At 77.0% G+C, this 16703-nt stretch carries 24 protein-coding genes and 1 riboswitch; of the genes, 14 read left to right on the top strand and 10 right to left on the bottom strand.

Annotation, left to right across the window (positions count from 1 at the left end; translation table 11 throughout):
* Positions 1-65: 65 nt before the first annotated feature.
* From ACI8AR_RS15235 to ACI8AR_RS15195, 9 genes are all read left to right on the top strand, one after another.
* A complete protein-coding gene (locus ACI8AR_RS15235; RefSeq protein ID WP_456936212.1) occupies positions 66-647 on the top strand; it encodes a thiaminase II/PqqC family protein in 582 nt (193 codons plus the stop codon).
* The gene (locus ACI8AR_RS15230; RefSeq protein WP_457051778.1) at positions 644-1279 is read left to right on the top strand and encodes a TenA family protein; all 636 of its coding nucleotides are present in this window, start codon (positions 644-646) and stop codon (positions 1277-1279) included. The genes ACI8AR_RS15235 and ACI8AR_RS15230 overlap by 4 nt, the downstream gene beginning before the upstream one ends.
* Positions 1272-1368, top strand: a riboswitch (TPP riboswitch). (Overlaps the previous gene by 8 nt.)
* On the top strand, positions 1361-2146 hold the full coding sequence (gene thiM, locus ACI8AR_RS15225; protein WP_457051777.1) for a hydroxyethylthiazole kinase: 786 nt from the start codon (positions 1361-1363) through the stop codon (positions 2144-2146). Its footprint overlaps the riboswitch before it by 8 nt.
* Entirely contained in the window at positions 2143-2778 is a 636-nt protein-coding gene (gene thiE, locus ACI8AR_RS15220) for a thiamine phosphate synthase (RefSeq protein ID WP_457051776.1), read from the top strand. The genes thiM and thiE overlap by 4 nt, the downstream gene beginning before the upstream one ends.
* Before the next feature lie 20 nt (positions 2779-2798).
* On the top strand, positions 2799-3605 hold the full coding sequence (thiD, locus tag ACI8AR_RS15215; protein ID WP_457051775.1) for a bifunctional hydroxymethylpyrimidine kinase/phosphomethylpyrimidine kinase: 807 nt from the start codon (positions 2799-2801) through the stop codon (positions 3603-3605).
* A gap of 49 nt (positions 3606-3654) precedes the next feature.
* A complete protein-coding gene (locus ACI8AR_RS15210) occupies positions 3655-4656 on the top strand; it encodes a GNAT family N-acetyltransferase (RefSeq protein WP_457051774.1) in 1002 nt (333 codons plus the stop codon).
* Between the two features lie 31 nt (positions 4657-4687).
* On the top strand, positions 4688-5323 hold the full coding sequence (locus ACI8AR_RS15205; protein ID WP_457051773.1) for a class I SAM-dependent methyltransferase: 636 nt from the start codon (positions 4688-4690) through the stop codon (positions 5321-5323).
* A 39-nt stretch (positions 5324-5362) separates the two neighbouring features.
* Positions 5363-5551, top strand: a complete 189-nt coding sequence (locus ACI8AR_RS15200; RefSeq protein ID WP_457051772.1) for a hypothetical protein — start codon at positions 5363-5365, stop codon at positions 5549-5551.
* Positions 5552-5559: 8 nt separating this feature from the next.
* Positions 5560-5730 (top strand): hypothetical protein, encoded by a 171-nt coding sequence (locus tag ACI8AR_RS15195; RefSeq protein ID WP_456936205.1) that lies wholly within the window; start codon positions 5560-5562, stop codon positions 5728-5730.
* A gap of 13 nt (positions 5731-5743) precedes the next feature.
* On the opposite strand, the gene ACI8AR_RS15190 is transcribed toward ACI8AR_RS15195, so the two are convergent.
* The 3 genes from ACI8AR_RS15190 to ACI8AR_RS15180 all read right to left on the bottom strand — a co-directional run bounded on the left by ACI8AR_RS15190 (position 5744) and on the right by ACI8AR_RS15180 (position 9416).
* Positions 5744-7036, bottom strand: coding sequence for an Nramp family divalent metal transporter (locus ACI8AR_RS15190; protein WP_457051771.1), 1293 nt, complete (start codon positions 7034-7036; stop codon positions 5744-5746).
* A gap of 111 nt (positions 7037-7147) precedes the next feature.
* On the bottom strand, positions 7148-7882 hold the full coding sequence (locus ACI8AR_RS15185) for a Mut7-C RNAse domain-containing protein (RefSeq protein ID WP_457051770.1): 735 nt from the start codon (positions 7880-7882) through the stop codon (positions 7148-7150).
* Between the two features lie 73 nt (positions 7883-7955).
* Positions 7956-9416, bottom strand: a complete 1461-nt coding sequence (locus ACI8AR_RS15180; protein WP_457051769.1) for an aminotransferase class I/II-fold pyridoxal phosphate-dependent enzyme — start codon at positions 9414-9416, stop codon at positions 7956-7958.
* 119 nt (positions 9417-9535) lie between these two features.
* Here ACI8AR_RS15180 and ACI8AR_RS15175 point away from each other — a divergent pair, with 119 nt between their 5' ends.
* The 3 genes from ACI8AR_RS15175 (at position 9536) to ACI8AR_RS15165 (ending at position 11524) form a co-directional block, all read left to right on the top strand.
* Positions 9536-10048, top strand: coding sequence for a VOC family protein (locus ACI8AR_RS15175; protein WP_457051768.1), 513 nt, complete (start codon positions 9536-9538; stop codon positions 10046-10048).
* 74 nt (positions 10049-10122) lie between these two features.
* Complete coding sequence (locus ACI8AR_RS15170) at positions 10123-10926, top strand: SDR family NAD(P)-dependent oxidoreductase (protein WP_457051767.1); 804 nt, start codon at positions 10123-10125, stop codon at positions 10924-10926.
* 22 nt (positions 10927-10948) lie between these two features.
* Positions 10949-11524 (top strand): GNAT family N-acetyltransferase, encoded by a 576-nt coding sequence (locus tag ACI8AR_RS15165; RefSeq protein WP_457051766.1) that lies wholly within the window; start codon positions 10949-10951, stop codon positions 11522-11524.
* Here ACI8AR_RS15165 and ACI8AR_RS15160 read toward each other — a convergent pair.
* Positions 11508-11942 (bottom strand): rhodanese-like domain-containing protein, encoded by a 435-nt coding sequence (locus ACI8AR_RS15160; RefSeq protein WP_457051765.1) that lies wholly within the window; start codon positions 11940-11942, stop codon positions 11508-11510. The two genes, ACI8AR_RS15165 and ACI8AR_RS15160, sit on opposite strands and share 17 nt — an antisense overlap.
* 122 nt (positions 11943-12064) lie before the next feature.
* Between ACI8AR_RS15160 and ACI8AR_RS15155 the strand changes: the two genes are divergently transcribed.
* Together ACI8AR_RS15155 and ACI8AR_RS15150 are read left to right on the top strand one after the other, a co-directional pair.
* Positions 12065-12730, top strand: coding sequence for a GntR family transcriptional regulator (locus tag ACI8AR_RS15155; protein ID WP_457051764.1), 666 nt, complete (start codon positions 12065-12067; stop codon positions 12728-12730).
* Positions 12714-13736: a 1-aminocyclopropane-1-carboxylate deaminase gene (locus ACI8AR_RS15150; RefSeq protein WP_457051763.1), complete on the top strand. Its 1023-nt coding sequence runs from the start codon at positions 12714-12716 to the stop codon at positions 13734-13736. The genes ACI8AR_RS15155 and ACI8AR_RS15150 overlap by 17 nt, the downstream gene beginning before the upstream one ends.
* Here the strand turns inward: ACI8AR_RS15150 and ACI8AR_RS15145 are convergent.
* Genes ACI8AR_RS15145 through ACI8AR_RS15120 form a run of 6 tightly spaced genes read right to left on the bottom strand, consistent with a single transcriptional unit; the run spans position 13715 to position 16616 of the window.
* Positions 13715-13879 carry a hypothetical protein gene (locus ACI8AR_RS15145; RefSeq protein ID WP_457051762.1) on the bottom strand — a complete coding sequence of 55 codons (165 nt, stop codon included), beginning with the start codon at positions 13877-13879 and terminating at the stop codon, positions 13715-13717. The genes ACI8AR_RS15150 and ACI8AR_RS15145 overlap by 22 nt on opposite strands.
* A 52-nt stretch (positions 13880-13931) precedes the next feature.
* On the bottom strand, positions 13932-14240 hold the full coding sequence (locus ACI8AR_RS15140) for a DUF1622 domain-containing protein (RefSeq protein WP_457051761.1): 309 nt from the start codon (positions 14238-14240) through the stop codon (positions 13932-13934).
* Positions 14237-14635: a DUF1622 domain-containing protein gene (locus ACI8AR_RS15135; RefSeq protein WP_456930389.1), complete on the bottom strand. Its 399-nt coding sequence runs from the start codon at positions 14633-14635 to the stop codon at positions 14237-14239. The genes ACI8AR_RS15140 and ACI8AR_RS15135 overlap by 4 nt, the downstream gene beginning before the upstream one ends.
* A 27-nt stretch (positions 14636-14662) precedes the next feature.
* Positions 14663-15361, bottom strand: a complete 699-nt coding sequence (locus ACI8AR_RS15130) for a serine aminopeptidase domain-containing protein (RefSeq protein WP_457051760.1) — start codon at positions 15359-15361, stop codon at positions 14663-14665.
* Entirely contained in the window at positions 15358-15564 is a 207-nt protein-coding gene (locus tag ACI8AR_RS15125; protein WP_387991279.1) for a hypothetical protein, read from the bottom strand. The genes ACI8AR_RS15130 and ACI8AR_RS15125 overlap by 4 nt, the downstream gene beginning before the upstream one ends.
* Before the next feature lie 29 nt (positions 15565-15593).
* Entirely contained in the window at positions 15594-16616 is a 1023-nt protein-coding gene (locus ACI8AR_RS15120; RefSeq protein WP_457051759.1) for an NADP-dependent oxidoreductase, read from the bottom strand.
* Positions 16617-16703: the final 87 nt, after the last annotated feature.

Raw genomic sequence — 16703 nt, 5'->3', positions numbered from 1 at the left:
GCCCGGTTGCCCCGAGCTCCCGCACATGGCGGCGCCACCATAGCCACCCCGTAGGGTCGGGCGCCGTGCCGGTCGCCGACCTGCTCGCCCGCCACGCCGACGCCTGGGGCCGAGCCACCCGCCACCCGTTCCTCGACGCCGTCCGCGACGGCACGCTGCCGCCCGCCGCCTTCGACACCTGGCTGGTGCAGGACGCGTACTTCGTCGCCGACCTGCTGCGCTTCCAGGCGCGGCTGCTGGCCCGGGCGCCCCGCGCGGCGCAGGGGGTGCTCGCCGCGGGGTGCGTGGCGCTGGTCGCGGAGCTGGACTGGTTCGCGGAGCAGGCCGCCGCCCGCGGGCTGGACCTCGACGCCCCGCAGTTGCCGGCCACCATCGCCTACGGGGACCTGCTGTACCGGCTCGACGCCGCCGACCTGCCGACCGCGCTGACCGCGCTGTGGACGATCGAGCGGACCTACCTCGACGCGTGGTCGGCCGCCCGGCCCGGCGCGGAGCCGTACCGGGAGTTCGTCGAGCACTGGACGGCGCCGGGCTTCGCCGAGTACGTGGCCGGGCTGGAGGCGGTGGCCGGCGGGGCGCCCGACTCCGTCTTCCTCGAGGTGGTCGCCGCGGAGACCGCGTTCTGGCAGATGGCGCTGGACGCGTGACCCTCGCGGCGGACCTCTGGGCGGGCAGCGCCGACCTCGCCGCCGCCGCGCGGGAGCACCCGTTCGTCACCGGGATCGCCGACGGCACGCTGCCGCGCGAGCGGTTCGCCGGGTACGTCGCCCAGGACGCGTTCTTCCTCGAGGCCTTCGCCCGCGCCTACGCGCTCGGGGTGGCGCACAGCCGCGACCGGGCGACGCTGGAGTCCTTCGCCGACCTGCTGGCCGGCGTCCGCGAGGAGCTGCGGCTGCACGACGGCTACGCCGCCCGCTGGGGCATCGACCTGGCCGCCGTCACCCCCGCCCCGGCGACGCTCGCCTACACCGAGTTCCTGCTGGCCACGGCCGCGCTCGGCGACGTCGGCGAGGTGGCTGCCGCGATGACGCCGTGCATGCGGCTCTACGCGCACCTGGGCCGGGCGCTGGTTCCACGTGCAACAGGGCCGTACCGGGAGTGGGTCGACACCTACGCCGACCCGGGCTTCGAGGAGCTCGCCGCCACGCTCGAGGCGCTGCTGGACCGGCTGGCCGCCGACACCCCGGCCGCGCGCCGCGCCTACCGGCGGGCCATGGAGCTCGAGCTGGCCTTCTTCGACAGCGCCTGGCGGACCGGGGGTAGCGTCGACGGGCAGTGACTCGGGGTGTCCGCCGGCCGGCGGGCTGAGAACACACCCGTCGAACCTGTCCAGGTCATGCTGGCGAAGGGATGTCACGGCGTGGATGCCGCTGCTCTGACCGCTGCCCGTCAGGCGCTGACGGGCGCCGCACCGCTGGTGCACTGCCTGACCAACACCGTCGTGCAGACGCTGACGGCGAACGCGCTGCTCGCCGTCGGCGCCGCCCCGGCGATGGTCGACGAGCCGCTGGAGGCCGAGGGGTTCGCGGCCGTGGCCTCGGCGGTGCTGGTGAACGTCGGTACCGTCAACCAGCGCACCGCCGAGGCGATGCGGCTGGCCGCCCGCTCGGCCGCGGCCGCCGGCACGCCGTGGGTGCTCGACCCCGTCGCCGTCGGCGCGCTGCCCTACCGCACGGGGCTCGCCGCCGAGCTGCTGGAGTCGCGCCCGGCCGTCGTCCGCGGCAACGCCTCCGAGGTCATGGCGCTGGCCGGCGCCGGGACCGGCGGCCGCGGCGTCGACTCGACCGACAAGGTCGACGAGGCGCTCGACGCCGCCGTCGCGCTGGCCGGGCGCACCGGGGGAGTGGTCGCCGTCAGCGGCGAGGTCGACGTCGTCACCGACGGGACCCGCACCGTCCGGGTGGGCGGCGGCTCGGTCCTGCTGACCCGCACCACCGGCGCCGGCTGCGCGCTGGGCGCCCTCGTCGCCGCCTACGTCGCCGTCACCGACGACCCGCTGACCGGCGCCGTCGCCGCGCACGCCCACGTCGCGCTGGCCGCCGAGGCGGCAGCCGCCGCCGCGGCCGGGCCGGGCACCTTCGCGCCGCTGTGGCTCGACGCGCTCGACACGGTCCCCGACCTGTCCGTCGCGGAGGTGACCCGGTGAGACCGGCCTTCGACCCGACGCTCTACCTGGTCACCGACACCGCGCTGGCCGGGCCCCGCGGCGTGCCCGACGTCGTCCGGGCGGCGGTGGCCGGCGGGGTGACCGCGGTGCAGGTCCGGGACAAGACGGCGTCGTGCCGGCAGCTGTACGCGCTGACGCTGTCGGTCAAGGAGGTCCTGGCCGGCACGGGCGTGGCGCTGTTCGTCAACGACGACGTCGAGGTGGCCCTGATGGCCGGCGCCGACGGCGTGCACGTCGGCCAGGACGACACCCCGGCCGCCGAGGTGCGCGCGCGGATCGGCCCCGACCGGCTGCTGGGCCTGTCGGCCGGGTCCGACGACGAGCTGGCCGTCGCGCTGGCGCTGCCGCCGGGCACCGTCGACGTCGTCGGCATCGGGCCGGTCTGGTCCACCCCCACCAAGCCCGACGCCGGCACCGGCCTCGGGCCCGAGGGGGTGGCCGCGCTGGCGGCGAAGGCGGCGGCCGGCGGGCTGCGGTCGGTGGCGATCGGCGGCATCGACGTCGAGCGGGCGCCGCTGGTCACCGGCGTGGACGGGATCTGCGTGGTCTCGGCGGTGTGCGCCGTGCCCGACCCGGCCGCCGCGGCCCGGGCCCTGCGGGCGGCCCGGTGACCGGGCGCGCGGGGGTGCCCGTGGCGCTGACCGTCGCCGGCAGCGACCCCAGCGGCGGCGCCGGCATCCAGGCCGACCTCAAGACGTTCAGCGCGCTCGGCGTCTACGGCACCGCCGTCCTCACCGCGCTCACCGCGCAGAACACCCGTGGCGTCACCGGCGTGCACCCCGTGCCCGGGGCGTTCGTGGGCGAGCAGGTCCGCACCCTGCTCGACGACGTGACCGTGCACGCGGCCAAGACCGGCATGCTCGGCACCGCCGACGTCGTCCGCGAGGTCGCCGCGGGGCTGGCCGGCCGCGCCGCCGGGCCGCTCGTCGTCGACCCGGTCATGGTCGCCACCAGCGGGGACCGGCTGGTCGACGACGACGCGATCGCCGCGGTCCGCAGCGAGCTGCTGCCGGTGGCCGAGCTGGTCACCCCGAACGTGCCCGAGGCGGCCGCGCTGCTGGACACCGCGCCCGCGACGTCGGTCGACGAGCTCGCCGCGCAGGCGGAGGCACTGCTGGAGCTCGGGCCCGGCGCGGTGCTGGCCAAGGGCGGGCACCTCGGCGGGGCGGAGAGCGTCGACGTCCTGGCCACCGCCGACGGCGTCGTCGTCACCCGGCGGCCGCGGGTCGACACCACCGCCACGCACGGCACCGGCTGCACGCTGTCCTCGGCGATCGCGGCGCTGGTGGCCCGCGGCGTCGGCGGGCCGGGGCGGTGGGAGCCGGTGGTCGAGCAGGCCCGCGACTATCTGCAGCGGGCGCTGGAGGCGGGGGAGTCGCTGGGCATCGGCTCCGGCCACGGCCCGGTGCACCACTTCGCCGGCACCTGGCCCGCCTGAGCCCGGCCGCCCGCCGGAATCCCGTTGCGGCGGGCGGTACGACGGACGGGTGGAGATCGTGCGGACCGGCCCGGACGACGCCCGGTTCGCCGCCTGGTGCGCGGTGTGGGCGGCGGCCCAGCGCGCCGACCGTCCCGGCGAGGCCCCGCGCCCGGCGAGCGACCACGTCGCGCTGGCGCGGCGGCTGACCACCCCGGGCGGCGCGATGCGGGGCACCCACCGGGCCGCGGTCGCCGACGGGGCCGTCGTCGGCGCCCTGCGCCTGCTGCTGCCGGTGCGCGACAACACCTCGGTGGCGCACGTCGACGTCGCCGTGCACCCCGCCGCCCGCCGGCGCGGCGTCGGCACCGCGCTGCTGGCGGAGGGGACGCGGCTGGCCGCGGCGGCCGGGCGCTCGTCGCTGGTGGCCGAGGTCGACGAGCCCGGTCCCGGCACGGCCGGCCGCGCCTTCGCGCAGGCGCACGGGTGGTCCTGCGGTCTGCAGGAGACCCGCCGGGACCTGCTGCTGCCCGTGGACGAGGACCGGCTGGCGGCCCTGGAGGCCGGGGCGGCCGCCGCGAGCGCGGACTACGAGGTGCGCACCTGGCGGGACCGGACGCCGGACGAGCTGCTCGAGGACCGGGCGCTGCTCGGCCGCCGGATGTCGACGGACGCGCCGAGCGGGGACGTGCCGGTCGGCGAGGAGGAGTGGGACGCCGCCCGGGTCCGCGAGCAGGAGACCGTCCTCCTGGACCGCGGCCGCACCGTCCTGTCGGCCGGTGCGCTGCGGCACGGCCGGCTGGTCGCCTTCACCGACCTGCACGTCCCCCTCGCGCAGCCGGAGCGGGCCCACCAGGGCGGCACGCTGGTGCTGCGCGAGCACCGCGGGCACCGCCTCGGCGCCCGCATCAAGGTCGCGGTCCTGCGCGAGCTCGCCGCGACGCTGCCGCAGGTGCGGCGGATCAGCACCTACAACTCCGACACCAACCGGCCGATGGTCGCGGTCAACGAGGCGCTCGGCTTCCGGCCCGCGGGCGGGCTGTCCACCTGGTCGACCCGCCTGCCCGCTTGACGCCGCCCCGGCGGTGCCGGGACCGTGCCGCATGGCGACCGACCGCCCCCACCCCGTCTTCAGCCGGTTCTACGAGCGGATGAGCCGGCGGATCGAGGACGCCGGCATGGCCGACCTCCGCCGCGAGCTGCTCGGCGGGCTGGCCGGCGTGGTGGTCGAGGTCGGCTGCGGCAACGGGCTGAACTTCCGCCATTACCCGCCGACGGTCACCCGCGTCGTCGCGGTCGAGCCCGAGCCTCGCCTGCGGGCCGCGGCCGAGCGGGAGGCGGAGGCGGCCGGCGTCCCCGTCGAGGTGCACGCCGGCACGGCCGACGCGCTGCCGCTGCCCGACGGCGCCGCTGACGCCGGTGTGCTGTGCCTGGTCCTGTGCAGCATCCGGGAGCGGGCACAGGCGCTGGGTGAGCTGCGCCGGGTGCTCGGTCCCGGCGGTGAGCTGCGGTTCCTCGAGCACACCGTCGCGGAGGACCGCCGGCTGCGGCGGGTGCAGCGCCTGGTCGACGCCACCGTCTGGCCGCTGCTCGCCGCGGGCTGCCACACCGCCACCGACCAGGTCGCCGACATCGAGCGGGCCGGCTTCACCGTGCGGCGGGTGCGGCGCTTCGACTTCCCGCCGACGGCCGTCCGCCTCCCCCCGAGCCCGCACGTGCTGGGGACGGCGGTCGCCTGACCAGTCCCCGGCACGCGGGCCGGACAGCCGGTCCAGCCGGTGGCCGACGACGGTCAGCGTGTCCTCGGCCTCGCGCTGCTGCCCGAGCACGCAGGGAGCCGCCTCGTCGCCCACCCGGGGATGGGCCACGAGCTGCCCCGCGCCCCGTGGCCGGCGATCGCCGACGACGTCCGGGGCACCGCCGACCTCGCCGCCGCCCGTCGCGCGGAACGGGGAGCCGCTGGTTGACTCGGGGGATGGTCGCGCCCATCCCCGAACCGGACCCGCCCCTCGACCCGACCGAGCCCGTCCCCGACGACCCGGGCGAGCTGCTCCCCGACGCGCCGGAACCCCTGCCGCCGGCGCCGGTCGAGCCGACGCCGGACGACCCCGGCGGCGACCCCGGCGGCGTCCCCGAACCCGCCTGAGGGGCACGGCCGGTCAGAGGACCAGGCCGACCAGCAGGTGGGCGTTGAGGCCGATGATCAGCAGCGCGACCACCGAGCCCGCCACCGTGGTCACCCGCCGGTTCACCCAGCCGCCCATGAGGTCGCGCCGGCTGGTCAGCCACAGCAGCGGCACGAGCGCGAACGGGATGCCGAAGCTGAGCACGACCTGCGACCACACCAGCGCCGTCGTCGGGTCGCCGCCGAGGACGAGCACCGCGAGCGCCGGGGCCAGGGTGACCAGCCGGCGGACCAGCACCGGGACGTGCCGCTTGAGGAACCCGGCCATGACGACCTGGCCGGCGTGGGTGCCCACCGAGGAGGAGGCGAACCCGCTGGCCAGCAGCGCGACGGCGAAGGCCAGGGCCGCGCCGGTACCGAGTTGGTCGCCCAGGCCCGCGTGCACGCTCTCCAGCGACGCGATGCCGTCGTCGGCGGTGAACAGCTGCGCGGCGATGACCAGCATCGCCGCGTTGACCAGCCCGGCCAGTCCCATCGCGACCAGGACGTCGATCCGCTGGGCCCGCAGCAGCCGGCGCCGTCCCTGCTCGGTCCGCCCCGCGGTGACGACGTCGCCGTAGCGGCCCGGGGTCAGCGCGGAGTGCACGTAGATGACGTGCGGCATGACCGTGGCGCCGAGGATCCCCGCGGCCAGCACCAGGCTCTCCGGTCCGTCGAAGGAGGGCACCATGCCGCCGGCCAGCCCGCCGCCGTCGACCCCCGAGCCGACCAGCGTGTAGCCGAAGCCCAGCCCGATGACCAGCAGCAGCCCGGTGATGACCCGCTCGAACGGCCGGTGCCCCCGCGACTGGGCGCCGAGCAGGACGAAGGCGACGACGGCGGTGATGACCCCGCCGATCGGCAGCGGCACCCCGAACAGCAGGTTCAGCGCGACCGCGCCGCCGACGATCTCGGCCAGGTCGGTGGCGATGGCGACCGCCTCGGCCTGCAGCCACAGCCCCCGGGTGACCGGCCGGGGCAGCCGCTCGCGGCAGTTGGTGGCGAGGTCGCGGCCGGTGGCCAGGCCCAGCTTGGCGGTGAGGCTCTGGATGAGCATCGCCATGAGGTTGGCCGCGACGATCACCCACAGCAGCGTGTAGCCGAACGAGGCGCCGCCGGAGAAGTTGGTGGCGAAGTTGCCGGGGTCGACGTAGGCGACGGCGGCGACGAAGGCCGGGCCGAGCAGCGGCCAGACCCGCCGTCGCCCGGTGGCGGCCGGCGGGGGCGTCTTGGGGGTGCCGACGAGCGTCGTCGGCAGGACGGCGGCCTCGGTCTTCGACAGGTACACGGGGGCCTCGCAGGGGACGGGAGGGGGTTCCTGCCCCCCGCACTGCCCGCCCGGGGTGTCACGGTGGGGCCAGGACGTGGCCCCCGCGGGCCGAGGTGAGGCTGTGCTGGGTCACCCGGCGGTGAGCCGCCGCGCACGCTCGACGAGGGCGTCGATCCGGCGGGCGTGCGCCCCGCGCCAGTAGACGCGGCCGCAGCGCGGGCAGCGGGAGAAGTCGGTCGCCGTCCGCCGGGTGCCCGGCTCCAGCTCCCCGGCCACCTCGGCCGCGTCGACGGCGACCGGCACGCCGTTGCAGGCCGGGCAGCGGGTGAGCGGCGCCAGCGGCGGGCGGAAGCGGTCGAGGACGTCGGCGAGCTGCTCGTCCGGCGCCGCGCCGCGCACCCACGCGCCCGCGGGCAGTGCGCGGCGCATGAGCAGCCCGCGGTCCTGGGTGAGCAGCACCCGGTCCTCGGCGACGGCGGCCGCGACCAGCTCGGCGTCGTCGGCGTCCGGGGCGCGGGCCTCCGGCGACCACGCGGCGTCCAGGCCCAGCAGCCGCATCCGCCGGGCCAGGGCGCCCAGCCCGACGTCGAGCAGGAAGCCGCCGGGCGGCACCGGCTGCGGCCGCGGCGCGGGCCGGACGACGACGGTCGCGCCGGGCGGCGGCCGGGCGTCCCGGGGCAGGGGGACGCCGTCGACCAGCAGCTCGCCCACCTCGGTCAGCGGGACGCCGGCGGCCTGCACCAGGTGGCCCGCGGTCGCGTCCGGGTCGGCGGCGAGCACCCGCCGGCCCGACGCCCGGTCCCGCGCCGGCAGCAGCGGGCGCAGGGCATCGTCGACCGCGACCGTGACCGTCGGGCCACTCACTCGGTGCTCATCCCGCCGCTCCGCGGCCCGTTCGCTCCGCTCCTCGCTCGCCGGCGCTCGCTGCGGTGCTCACTCACTCGATGACGACGCGCAGGCTCTTCATCGTCGGGTCGGCCGCGTCCGGCACGAGCATCCCGGCCTCGACCCCGCTGGTCAGGTGGTCCAGCGCCTCCTGGCTGACCCGCTCGCCCGGCGCGAGCACCGGCACGCCCGGCGGGTAGGGGCTGACCAGCTCGGCGACGACGCGGCCGGCCGCCTCCGCGATCGGCACCTGCTCGACGCGGCCGAAGAAGGCGTCCCGCGGGGTCATCGCGTTCTCCAGCTCCAGGGCGCGCGGCTCGGGCAGCTCCACCCGCGGCGGGCGCTCCATCGACGCCGCGCCGTCGGCCAGCGCACGCAGCGCCTCGACCAGCGTCCGCTCGGTCTCGTCGTCGTCGGCGTGGGTGAGGCGGGCGCTGATCCGGCAGGCGTCGGCCGAGCCGACGTCGACGTGCCGCTCGGCGCGCAGCCAGTCGCCGGCCTGGTAGCCGGTGATCCCCAGCCCCCGGACGTCGATCGTGAGCACCAGCGGGTCGAGGTCGAAGGCCATCCCGGGGCCGACCACCTCGCGGCCCATCAACCGCATCCCGGGCAGCTCCCGGATCCGCTCGGCGACCCGGCCGGCCCGCTCGATCGCCGCGCCCAGCAGCTCGCGGCCGTGCTCGACCATCTGTCGCCGCCAGCCGTCGAGGGTCAGGTAGACCAGCGCCGAGGAGCTCGTCGTCCCCAGCAGGTCCTCGCGCTGCTTCAGCACGTCCGGGTCCACCCGGTCGCCGCGGAGGTGGAAGACCGAGGACTGCTCGACCGCCCCGCCCATCTTGTGCACGCTGACGACGACGACGTCGGCGCCGGCGTCCATGCCCCAGGCCGGCAGGTCGGGGTGGAAGGGCAGGTGGGCGCCCCAGGCCTCGTCCACGATCAGCGGCAGGTCGCGCCCGTGCAGCACCTCGGCGACGCCGGCGATGTCGGCGCAGGTGCCCCAGTCGGTCGGGGTGATCAGCAGCATGCCCCTGGCCTCGGGGTGGGCGTCGAGCGCGCGGCGGACGTCCTCCGGCTCCGGCGGGTGGGCCAGCTGCCGCTCGGCGTCGAAGTGCGGGTGCACCCAGACCGGCCGGATGCCGCTGATGATCAGCCCCGCGATCACCGACTTGTGCGCGTTGCGGCTGACCAGCATGGTCTCGCCCGGCCCGGCCACGGAGATCATCGCGCTCTTGACCGACAGCGAGCTGCCGCAGGTGGAGAAGAAGGCCCGGTCGGCGTCGACGGCGTGGGCCATGAGGTCCTCGGCCTGGGTGACCACGCCCTGCGACTCGCGCCGGTCGTCGAGCCCGTTGAGCGACAGGACGTCGCTGCGGAAGACGTCGGCGCCGACGACCTCCAGCACCCGCGGGTCCACGCCGCGGCCCTGCTTGTGCCCGGGCGGGCCGTAGACGACGTCGCCGCGGCGGCGGAACTCCTGCAGGGCCTCGAGGACGGGTGCGCGTGAGTGGTCCATGGCGGGCCCTCTACCCCGTCGTCGCGCCGGTCCACTGCTTGAACGTTCATCGACCCGCGCGCACACTGGGTGTGCACTTCCGCGGAAGTGCACACGTGCTCCCGGAACAGGAGGCCGCGATGCCGGTCCAGCGCCTCAACCACGCCGTCCTCTACGTCCGCGACGTCGAGCGCAGCACCGCCTTCTACCGCGACGTGCTCGGCTTCCGGGTGAAGGCGGAGATCCCCGGCCGGGCGGTGTTCCTGCAGGCCGAGGGGTCGACCAACGACCACGACCTCGGCCTGTTCGCCGCCGGCGCCGGCGCCGGCCCGTCGCAGGCCGGCCGTGCGACCGTCGGGCTGTACCACCTGGCCTGGGAGGTGGACACCCTCGCCGAGCTGGCCCGGGTCCGCGACGCGCTGGCCGCCGCCGGGGCGCTGGTCGGCGCCTCCGACCACGCCACCACCAAGGCCCTCTACGCCCAGGACCCCGACGGCCTGGAGTTCGAGGTCTCCTGGCTGCTCCCGGCCGACCGGATCACCGATGACGTCCGCGCGCAGGCCATGACGATCCGCCCGCTGGACCTCGACGCGGAGATCGCCCGTCACGGCGGCGACACCCGCGGCGGGATCGGGGTCTCCGTCGCGGTCTGAGCGGATGGGTCGGCCCCCGCCGGATCGGGCATGACCGGGGCGACCGCAGCCCGCGACCGACCCCGGGAGTCCCCGTGACCCTGCCCACCGACCGCCCCCTCGCCCTCGTCACCGGAGCCTCCAGCGGCATCGGCCTGGAGCTGGCCAAGCAGTTCGCCGAGAACGGCTTCGACCTGGTCGTCGCGGCCGAGGACGACGAGCTGGACGCCGCCGCCGAGACGCTGCGGGGGATGGGCGCGCACGTCTCGCCGGTCCGGGCCGACCTGTCGCGCTACGAGGGGTGTGAGCTGCTGGTGGCGGCCGTCCGCGGCTCCGGGCGGCCGCTGGACGCCGCCGCGCTGAACGCCGGCGTCGGCGTCGGCGGGGCGTTCACCGACACCGACCTGGCGCGCGAGCTGGAGATCGTCGCGCTCAACTGCGGCTCGACCGTGCACGTCGGCAAGGCCGTCGCGCAGGACATGGCCGCCCGCGGCGAGGGCCGGATCCTCATCACCTCGTCGGTGGCCTCGCAGGCGCCCCAGCCCTTCCAGGCCGTCTACGGAGCGAGCAAGGCGTTCACCCAGCACCTGGCGCTGTCGCTGCGCGAGGAGCTGTCCGACCGCGGGGTGAGCGTGACCGCCCTGCTGCCCGGGCCCACCGACACCGAGTTCTTCGACCGCGGCGACCTCACCGACACCCGGCTGGGCGCCACCGACGCCAAGGACGACCCGGCGCTGGTCGCCCGCCAGGGCTTCGAGGGCCTGATGAAGGGCGAGGCGTCGGTGTTCGCCGGGTCGCTGGCCAGCAAGGCGATGGGGCGGCTGTCGGCGATCACGCCGGGCAACGTGGCGGCCAAGCTCAACCGGAAGATGGCCGAGCCGGGCTCCGGGGAGGACTGAGCCCTCCGGCACGATCGGGGGCGTGACCGACGTCGTCCCCGCCCCCGTCGAGGTGCCCGCCGGCCCGCTGCGGCTGCGCCCGTGGCGGGCCGGCGACGCCGGGGCCGTCCACGCCGCCCTCACCGACCCGGCCACGACCGTGTGGAGCAACCCGGGCCGGGTGGCCACCCTCGAGGACGCACGGATCTGGGTGGCCCGCCGCGCCGACTGGAGCAGCGGGCGGATCGCCGCCTGGGCCGTCGTCGACGCCGCCGGCGGTGAGCTGCTCGGCTCGGTGAACCTGCACTCCATCGACCTGGACCAGGGCGACGCCGAGGTCGGCTACTGGACGGTGCCCGCCGCGCGCGGCCGCGGGGTGGCGCCGCGTGCCGTGGACGCCGCGCTGCGCTGGGGCTTCGCCGCGCTGCCGGTCGACCGGGTCGAGCTCGTGCACGCCGTGGAGAACCCCGCCTCGGGCCGCGTGGCGGAGAAGGCCGGCTTCACCTTCGAGGGCCGGCTGCGCCGCTCCTTCCGCTACGGCGACGGCGTCAAGCACGACGAGCTGCTGTGGGCCCGCCTGGCCGACGACGACGTCCCCGACCTCAGCACCCGCAGCTGACCGGCGCGGTCAGCGGGTCGACGTCCGGGCGGGTGAGGCCGTCCGCGGTCGCCACCGGCAGCCCCTCCCGCGCCCAGTACTCGAAGCCCCCGATCATCTCCCGCACCCGGAAGCCGAGCAGGGCCAGCGCCAGCGCCGCGCGGGTGGCCCCGTTGCAGCCCGGGCCCCAGCAGTAGGTCACCACCGGGACGGACCGGTCCAGCTCGGCCTGCGCGCGCGCCGTGACCTCCCGGCCGGGCAGGTGCACCGCGCCGGGCACGTGCCCCTGGTCCCACGCCTCCCGGCTGCGGCTGTCGAGCAGCACGAAGCCCGGCTCGCCGGACTCCAGCGCGGCGTGCACGTCGGACACGTCGGTCTCCACGGCCAGCCGGCGGGCGAAGTGCGCGGCGGCGTCGGCGGGGGCGGTGCTCCAGTCCATGCCGGTGATCGTGGACGGCGGTCCCCGCCCCGACGAGGCCCACGCCTGCCACGGAGCGCCGGTTTCCCGCCTGCCGCACCTGGGGGTTGACGCCGGAGCGACTGACATCTGAGATGTCAGTTATGACCGCGCCGCTCGTCCCCGTCGGCCGGGTGCTGCTCCGCGACCAGGCGCTGGCCCGCATCCGGTCGGCGATCGTCAGCGGCGACCTGGCACCCGGCGCCGTCGTCAAGGACACCGAGCTGGCCACCCGCCTCGGCCTGTCGGTGGCGCCGGTGCGCGCCGCGCTGGCCAAGCTGGTCGACGAGGGGCTGGTCGAGGCCAAGCCGCAGAGCCACACGCGGGTCACCCCGCTGCGGCGCCGGCAGGTGCGCGACGCCGCCGTCGTCGTCCGGGCGATGCACGAGCTCGCCGCCCGGGAGGTCGCCGGCCGGGTGACCGGCGACGACGTCGCCGCGATGCGTGCCGCCAACGAGCGCTTCGCCGCCGCCGTGGACGCCGGTGACCTCGACGCGGCGCTCGCCGCCGACGACGAGCTGCACGGCGTGCTGCTCGACCGGGCCGGCAACACCGCGCTGACCGCGACCGTCGAGCGGCTCACCCCGGCCATCCGCCGCCTGGAGCGGGCCCGGTTCGCCGCGGCACACGGCCGCGGGTCCGTCGCCCTGCACGACCGCCTGATCGCCGCCTGGGCGGCCGCCGACGTCGACGCCGCCGTCGCCACGACGACCGAGATCTGGACCGCGCTGCTGTCCGGACTGGAGGAGACCGATGACGAGCCTCGCTGACTTCCCCCGCACCCCGCTGCTGTTCGGCCCCTCGCCGGTGCACCGGCTGGACCGGCTCACCGCGCACCTCGGCGGCGCCGCGGTGTGGGCCAAGCGGGAGGACTGCAACTCCGGCATCGCCTACGGCGGCAACAAGACCCGCAAGCTGGAGTACCTGGTCGCCGACGCGCTCGCCCAGGGCTGCGACACCCTCGTCTCCATCGGCGGCGTGCAGAGCAACCACACCCGCCAGGTGGCCGCCGTCGCCGCCCACGTCGGGCTGTCCTGCGTGCTCGTGCAGGAGAGCTGGGTGGACTGGCCCGACGCCGTCTACGACAAGGTCGGCAACATCCTGGTCAGCCGGCTGGCCGGCGCCGACGTGCGGCTGGTCAGGGCCGGCTTCGGCATCGGGTTCAAGGAGAGCTGGGAGGCCGCGCTCGCCGAGATCGAGGCGCGCGGCGGCAAGCCCTACGCCATCCCGGCCGGGGCCAGCGACCACCCGCTCGGCGGGCACGGCTTCGCCCACTGGGCGCTGGAGGTGGCGCAGCAGGAGGCCGAGCTCGGCGTCTTCTTCGACACCGTCGTCGTCTGCTCGGTCACCGGGTCCACGCAGGCCGGGATGGTCGCCGGGTTCGCGCTGCTCGAGGAGCAGGGCGGCCGGCCGCGGCGGGTGCTCGGCGTCGACGCCTCCGCCAAGCCCGCCGAGACCCGCGACCAGGTGCTGCGCATCGCCCAGCGGACCGCGCGCGCCATCGGCGTGCGGCGGGAGCTGACCCTCGACGACGTCGAGCTCGACGAGCGCTTCCACGGCGGCGTGTACGGCATCCCCGACCAGGCGACGATCCGCGCGATGGAGACGGCCGCCCGCACGGAGGGCATGGTCACCGACCCGGTGTACGAGGGGAAGTCGATGGCCGCGGTGCTCGACCTGGTCGGCCGCCGCGAGATCGACCCGTCGTCGACGGTGCTCTACGCCCACCTCGGCGGCCAGCCCGCGCTCAACGGCTACAGCGCGCTGTTCTCCTGACGACCGGGTCCGCCGTCCGCGCGCGGGAGGCCGACCCCGGCCCCGAGCAGACCGGCGGCGGTGCCCGGCAGCCGGTCGAGGGCGGCCGCGATCCCGCGCTCCTCGAAGGAGAAGTGCGACTCGACGATCGCGGCCAGCCCCATGGAGCTCCCCGGCCGGCCGGGGGTCGTGCGCAGCGCGAGGCCGACCCGGCAGTCACGGGCGCGGAGGCCAGCGGTCCGGGCCGGGCCGTGTCACGACCGGCGGGGACAGCACCCGGCCGCCCGCCCGCAGGCCCGCGCCGATCACCCGGCGCAGCGCCACGACGGCGGCGGCGGTGCCGACCGACGACCAGGTCGGCTCGACGGCCAGGCGCAGCAGCCCGGCCGCGAGCAGGAGGTCCAGGAACACCGCCAGCGCGAGCCGGGGCCGCCGGGTGCTCGCGAGGGTCACCGCCCCGGCGACCAGGGCGAGCCCGCTGACGGCGAGGGCGAGCAGCCCGGGGACGGGGCCGAGCGAGGTCACACCCCGCGCCCGCGGTGCTCGGCCGACGCCGGGTCGGGCGCGGGCGCGCCGGTCTCCTCGGCGACCTGCCGCCGCTCCTCGGCGATCTCCTTGGACAGGAAGTAGTTCAGCGCCGTGCGGATCGCCGCGACCGCCGCCAGCTGGCCCAGCTCCCGGAAGCTCGGCGCGACCGCCGTCCGCAGCACGTCGCTGGCCAGCTGGAACTCCAGGCCCAGGGCGAGGAACCGGCCCAGGGTGAGCCGGACCGGCACGAAGGCCGACGTCCCGCCGCGGCGCAGCCCCACCCACAGGAAGCGGGCGAAGGCCCACAGCGCGCCGGCGAAGATGACCACGGCCCCGCACGCCTCGACGACGGTGACCATGACGCCGACGACGTCGGCGAGCACTTCCTCCACGCGCGCTCCCTGTCCTCGGTCACCGCCTCACAGCGGGACGGCGAGCCCCTCCCCGTCCGGGGCGCCCAGAGCGTCCCCCAGGTCGGCACGCCACGGGGCCAGCCCCGCCCCGGACAGGACGACGTCGCGGACCAGCGCGTGCCACCGGCCGACCCGGCGCACCATGCCGTGCCCGCCGGGCAGCGTGAACCGCGCGACCCGCGCGCCGGCCCGGTGCGCGCGCACGGCGAAGTCCGCCGACAGCCGCGCCGGCACCCAGCGGTCGCCGCGGCCGTGGGCGAGGACGACGGTGCGACCGTGCAGGTGGCCGACCGGCTCGCCCGGCGGCGTCCACGGCGCGAGCCCGCAGACCGCGGTGACCGACGGGTCGTCGCCCGCGCGCAGCACCGCCCGGCCGCCCATCGAGTGCCCGACCAGCACCACCGGGACGTCGCCGTGCCGCTCGCGCACGCGGTCCAGCGCCCAGCGGACGTCGGCGTGCGCGTCGGCGGCGGCCCCGTTCCAGCCCGCCACGCGGTAGCGGACCAGGTAGGTCTCGACGCCCCGGCCGCCCGCGGCGCGGGACACCGCCTCCTGGATCGCCCGCATCCGCACCAGCGACAGCGCCCGCTCCCGCGGCGGCTCGACGCTGCTCACCGTGCCGCCGTGCGCGAAGACGGCGACCGCGCGGGTGGGCGCGGTCGCCGGGGTGTGGTCGAGGGCCGGGACCCGGGCCGCGGTGGTCACCGGCGCCGTCGGCCACCGCCGCGCAGCCGCGCCCGCGCGCGGTCGCCGAGGTCACCGGCCCGCAGCAGCCCGCGGCTGAGCTGGGTCGGCCCGGTCCGCCGCTCGAGGGCGAGCCCGGCGCGCCGGAGCAGCCCGGTGCCCAGCGGGACGAGGACGGTCACGATGAACCAGACCCGCAGTCGGCGGGTGAGGAGCAGCCACATCCCCGGCCCCTTCCCGGTGCCGGGCCGCCTCAATCCGGGTCGGGCGCCAGCCGGACGACCATCTTGCCGGTGTTGGCCCCCTTGAGGAGGTCGAGGAAGGCGGGGACGGCGTTCTCCAGCCCCTCGTAGACGGTCTCGCGGACGGCCAGCTGCCCCGACCGGATCCAGCCGGACACCGTCTCGGTGAACTCGCCGTGCAGGTCGGTGTGGTCGCCGACGAGCAGCCCGGTGACCGCGAGCCGCTTGGCGATCATCAGCGAGCTGAAGTTCTTCGGCCCGGGCACCGACTCGGTGGCGTTGTAGCCCGAGATGGCGCCGCAGATCGCCACCCGGCCGTGCACGTGCAGCGCGCCCAGCGCGGCGTCGAGGTGCTCGCCGCCGACGTTGTCGAAGTAGACGTCGATGCCGTCGGGCGCGGCCTCCGCGAGCAGGTCCCTGACCCGGCCGTCGTGGTAGTCGAAGGCGGCGGTGAAGCCGATCTCGCGCAGCCAGGCGACCTTGTCCGGGCTGCCCGCGCTGCCGACCACCGCCGAGGCGCCGCGCAGCCTCGCGAACTGGCCGACCGCGCTGCCCACCGCCCCGGCCGCGCCGGAGACGAACACGGCGTCGCCCTCGCGGAAGGCGGCCACCCGGAACAGCCCGGCCCAGGCGGTCAGCCCCGGCATGCCGAGGACGCCGAGCGAGTAGGTGAGCGGCAGGTCCTCGGTGGCCGGCAGCTGCCGGACGTGGCGGGCGTCGAGGACGGCGACGTCGCGCCAGGCGGCGTCGGTGAGCACCAGCGCGCCCTCGGGCACGTCGGGGGAGCGGGACTCGACGACGCGGCCGACGGCGCCGCCCTTCATCACCTCGCCGACCTCCCACGGCGCCGCGTACGAGGGGCCCAGCCGCATCCGCCCGCGCATGTAGGGGTCGACCGACATGGCGACCATCCGCACCACCACCTGGCCCTCGGTGGGGTCCGGGTGCTCCACCTCGACCAGCCGGAAGTCGTCGGGGGTGGGCTCGCCGTGGGGGCGGGCGGCCAGGTGCCACTCGCGGGCGGTGACGGTCACGGTCGCTCCCTGCGTCGTCGATCCGGGTCCGCGGGTGATCCTGCCGCCGTCCCGACGACGCCGCCCCGCCGGGGTGGTGCGGTGCCG

Source organism: Geodermatophilus sp. SYSU D01036, assembly GCF_054050435.1.
The sequence above is the reverse complement of the archived record's forward strand: the minus strand, read 5'-3'. Positions and strand labels throughout refer to the sequence as shown.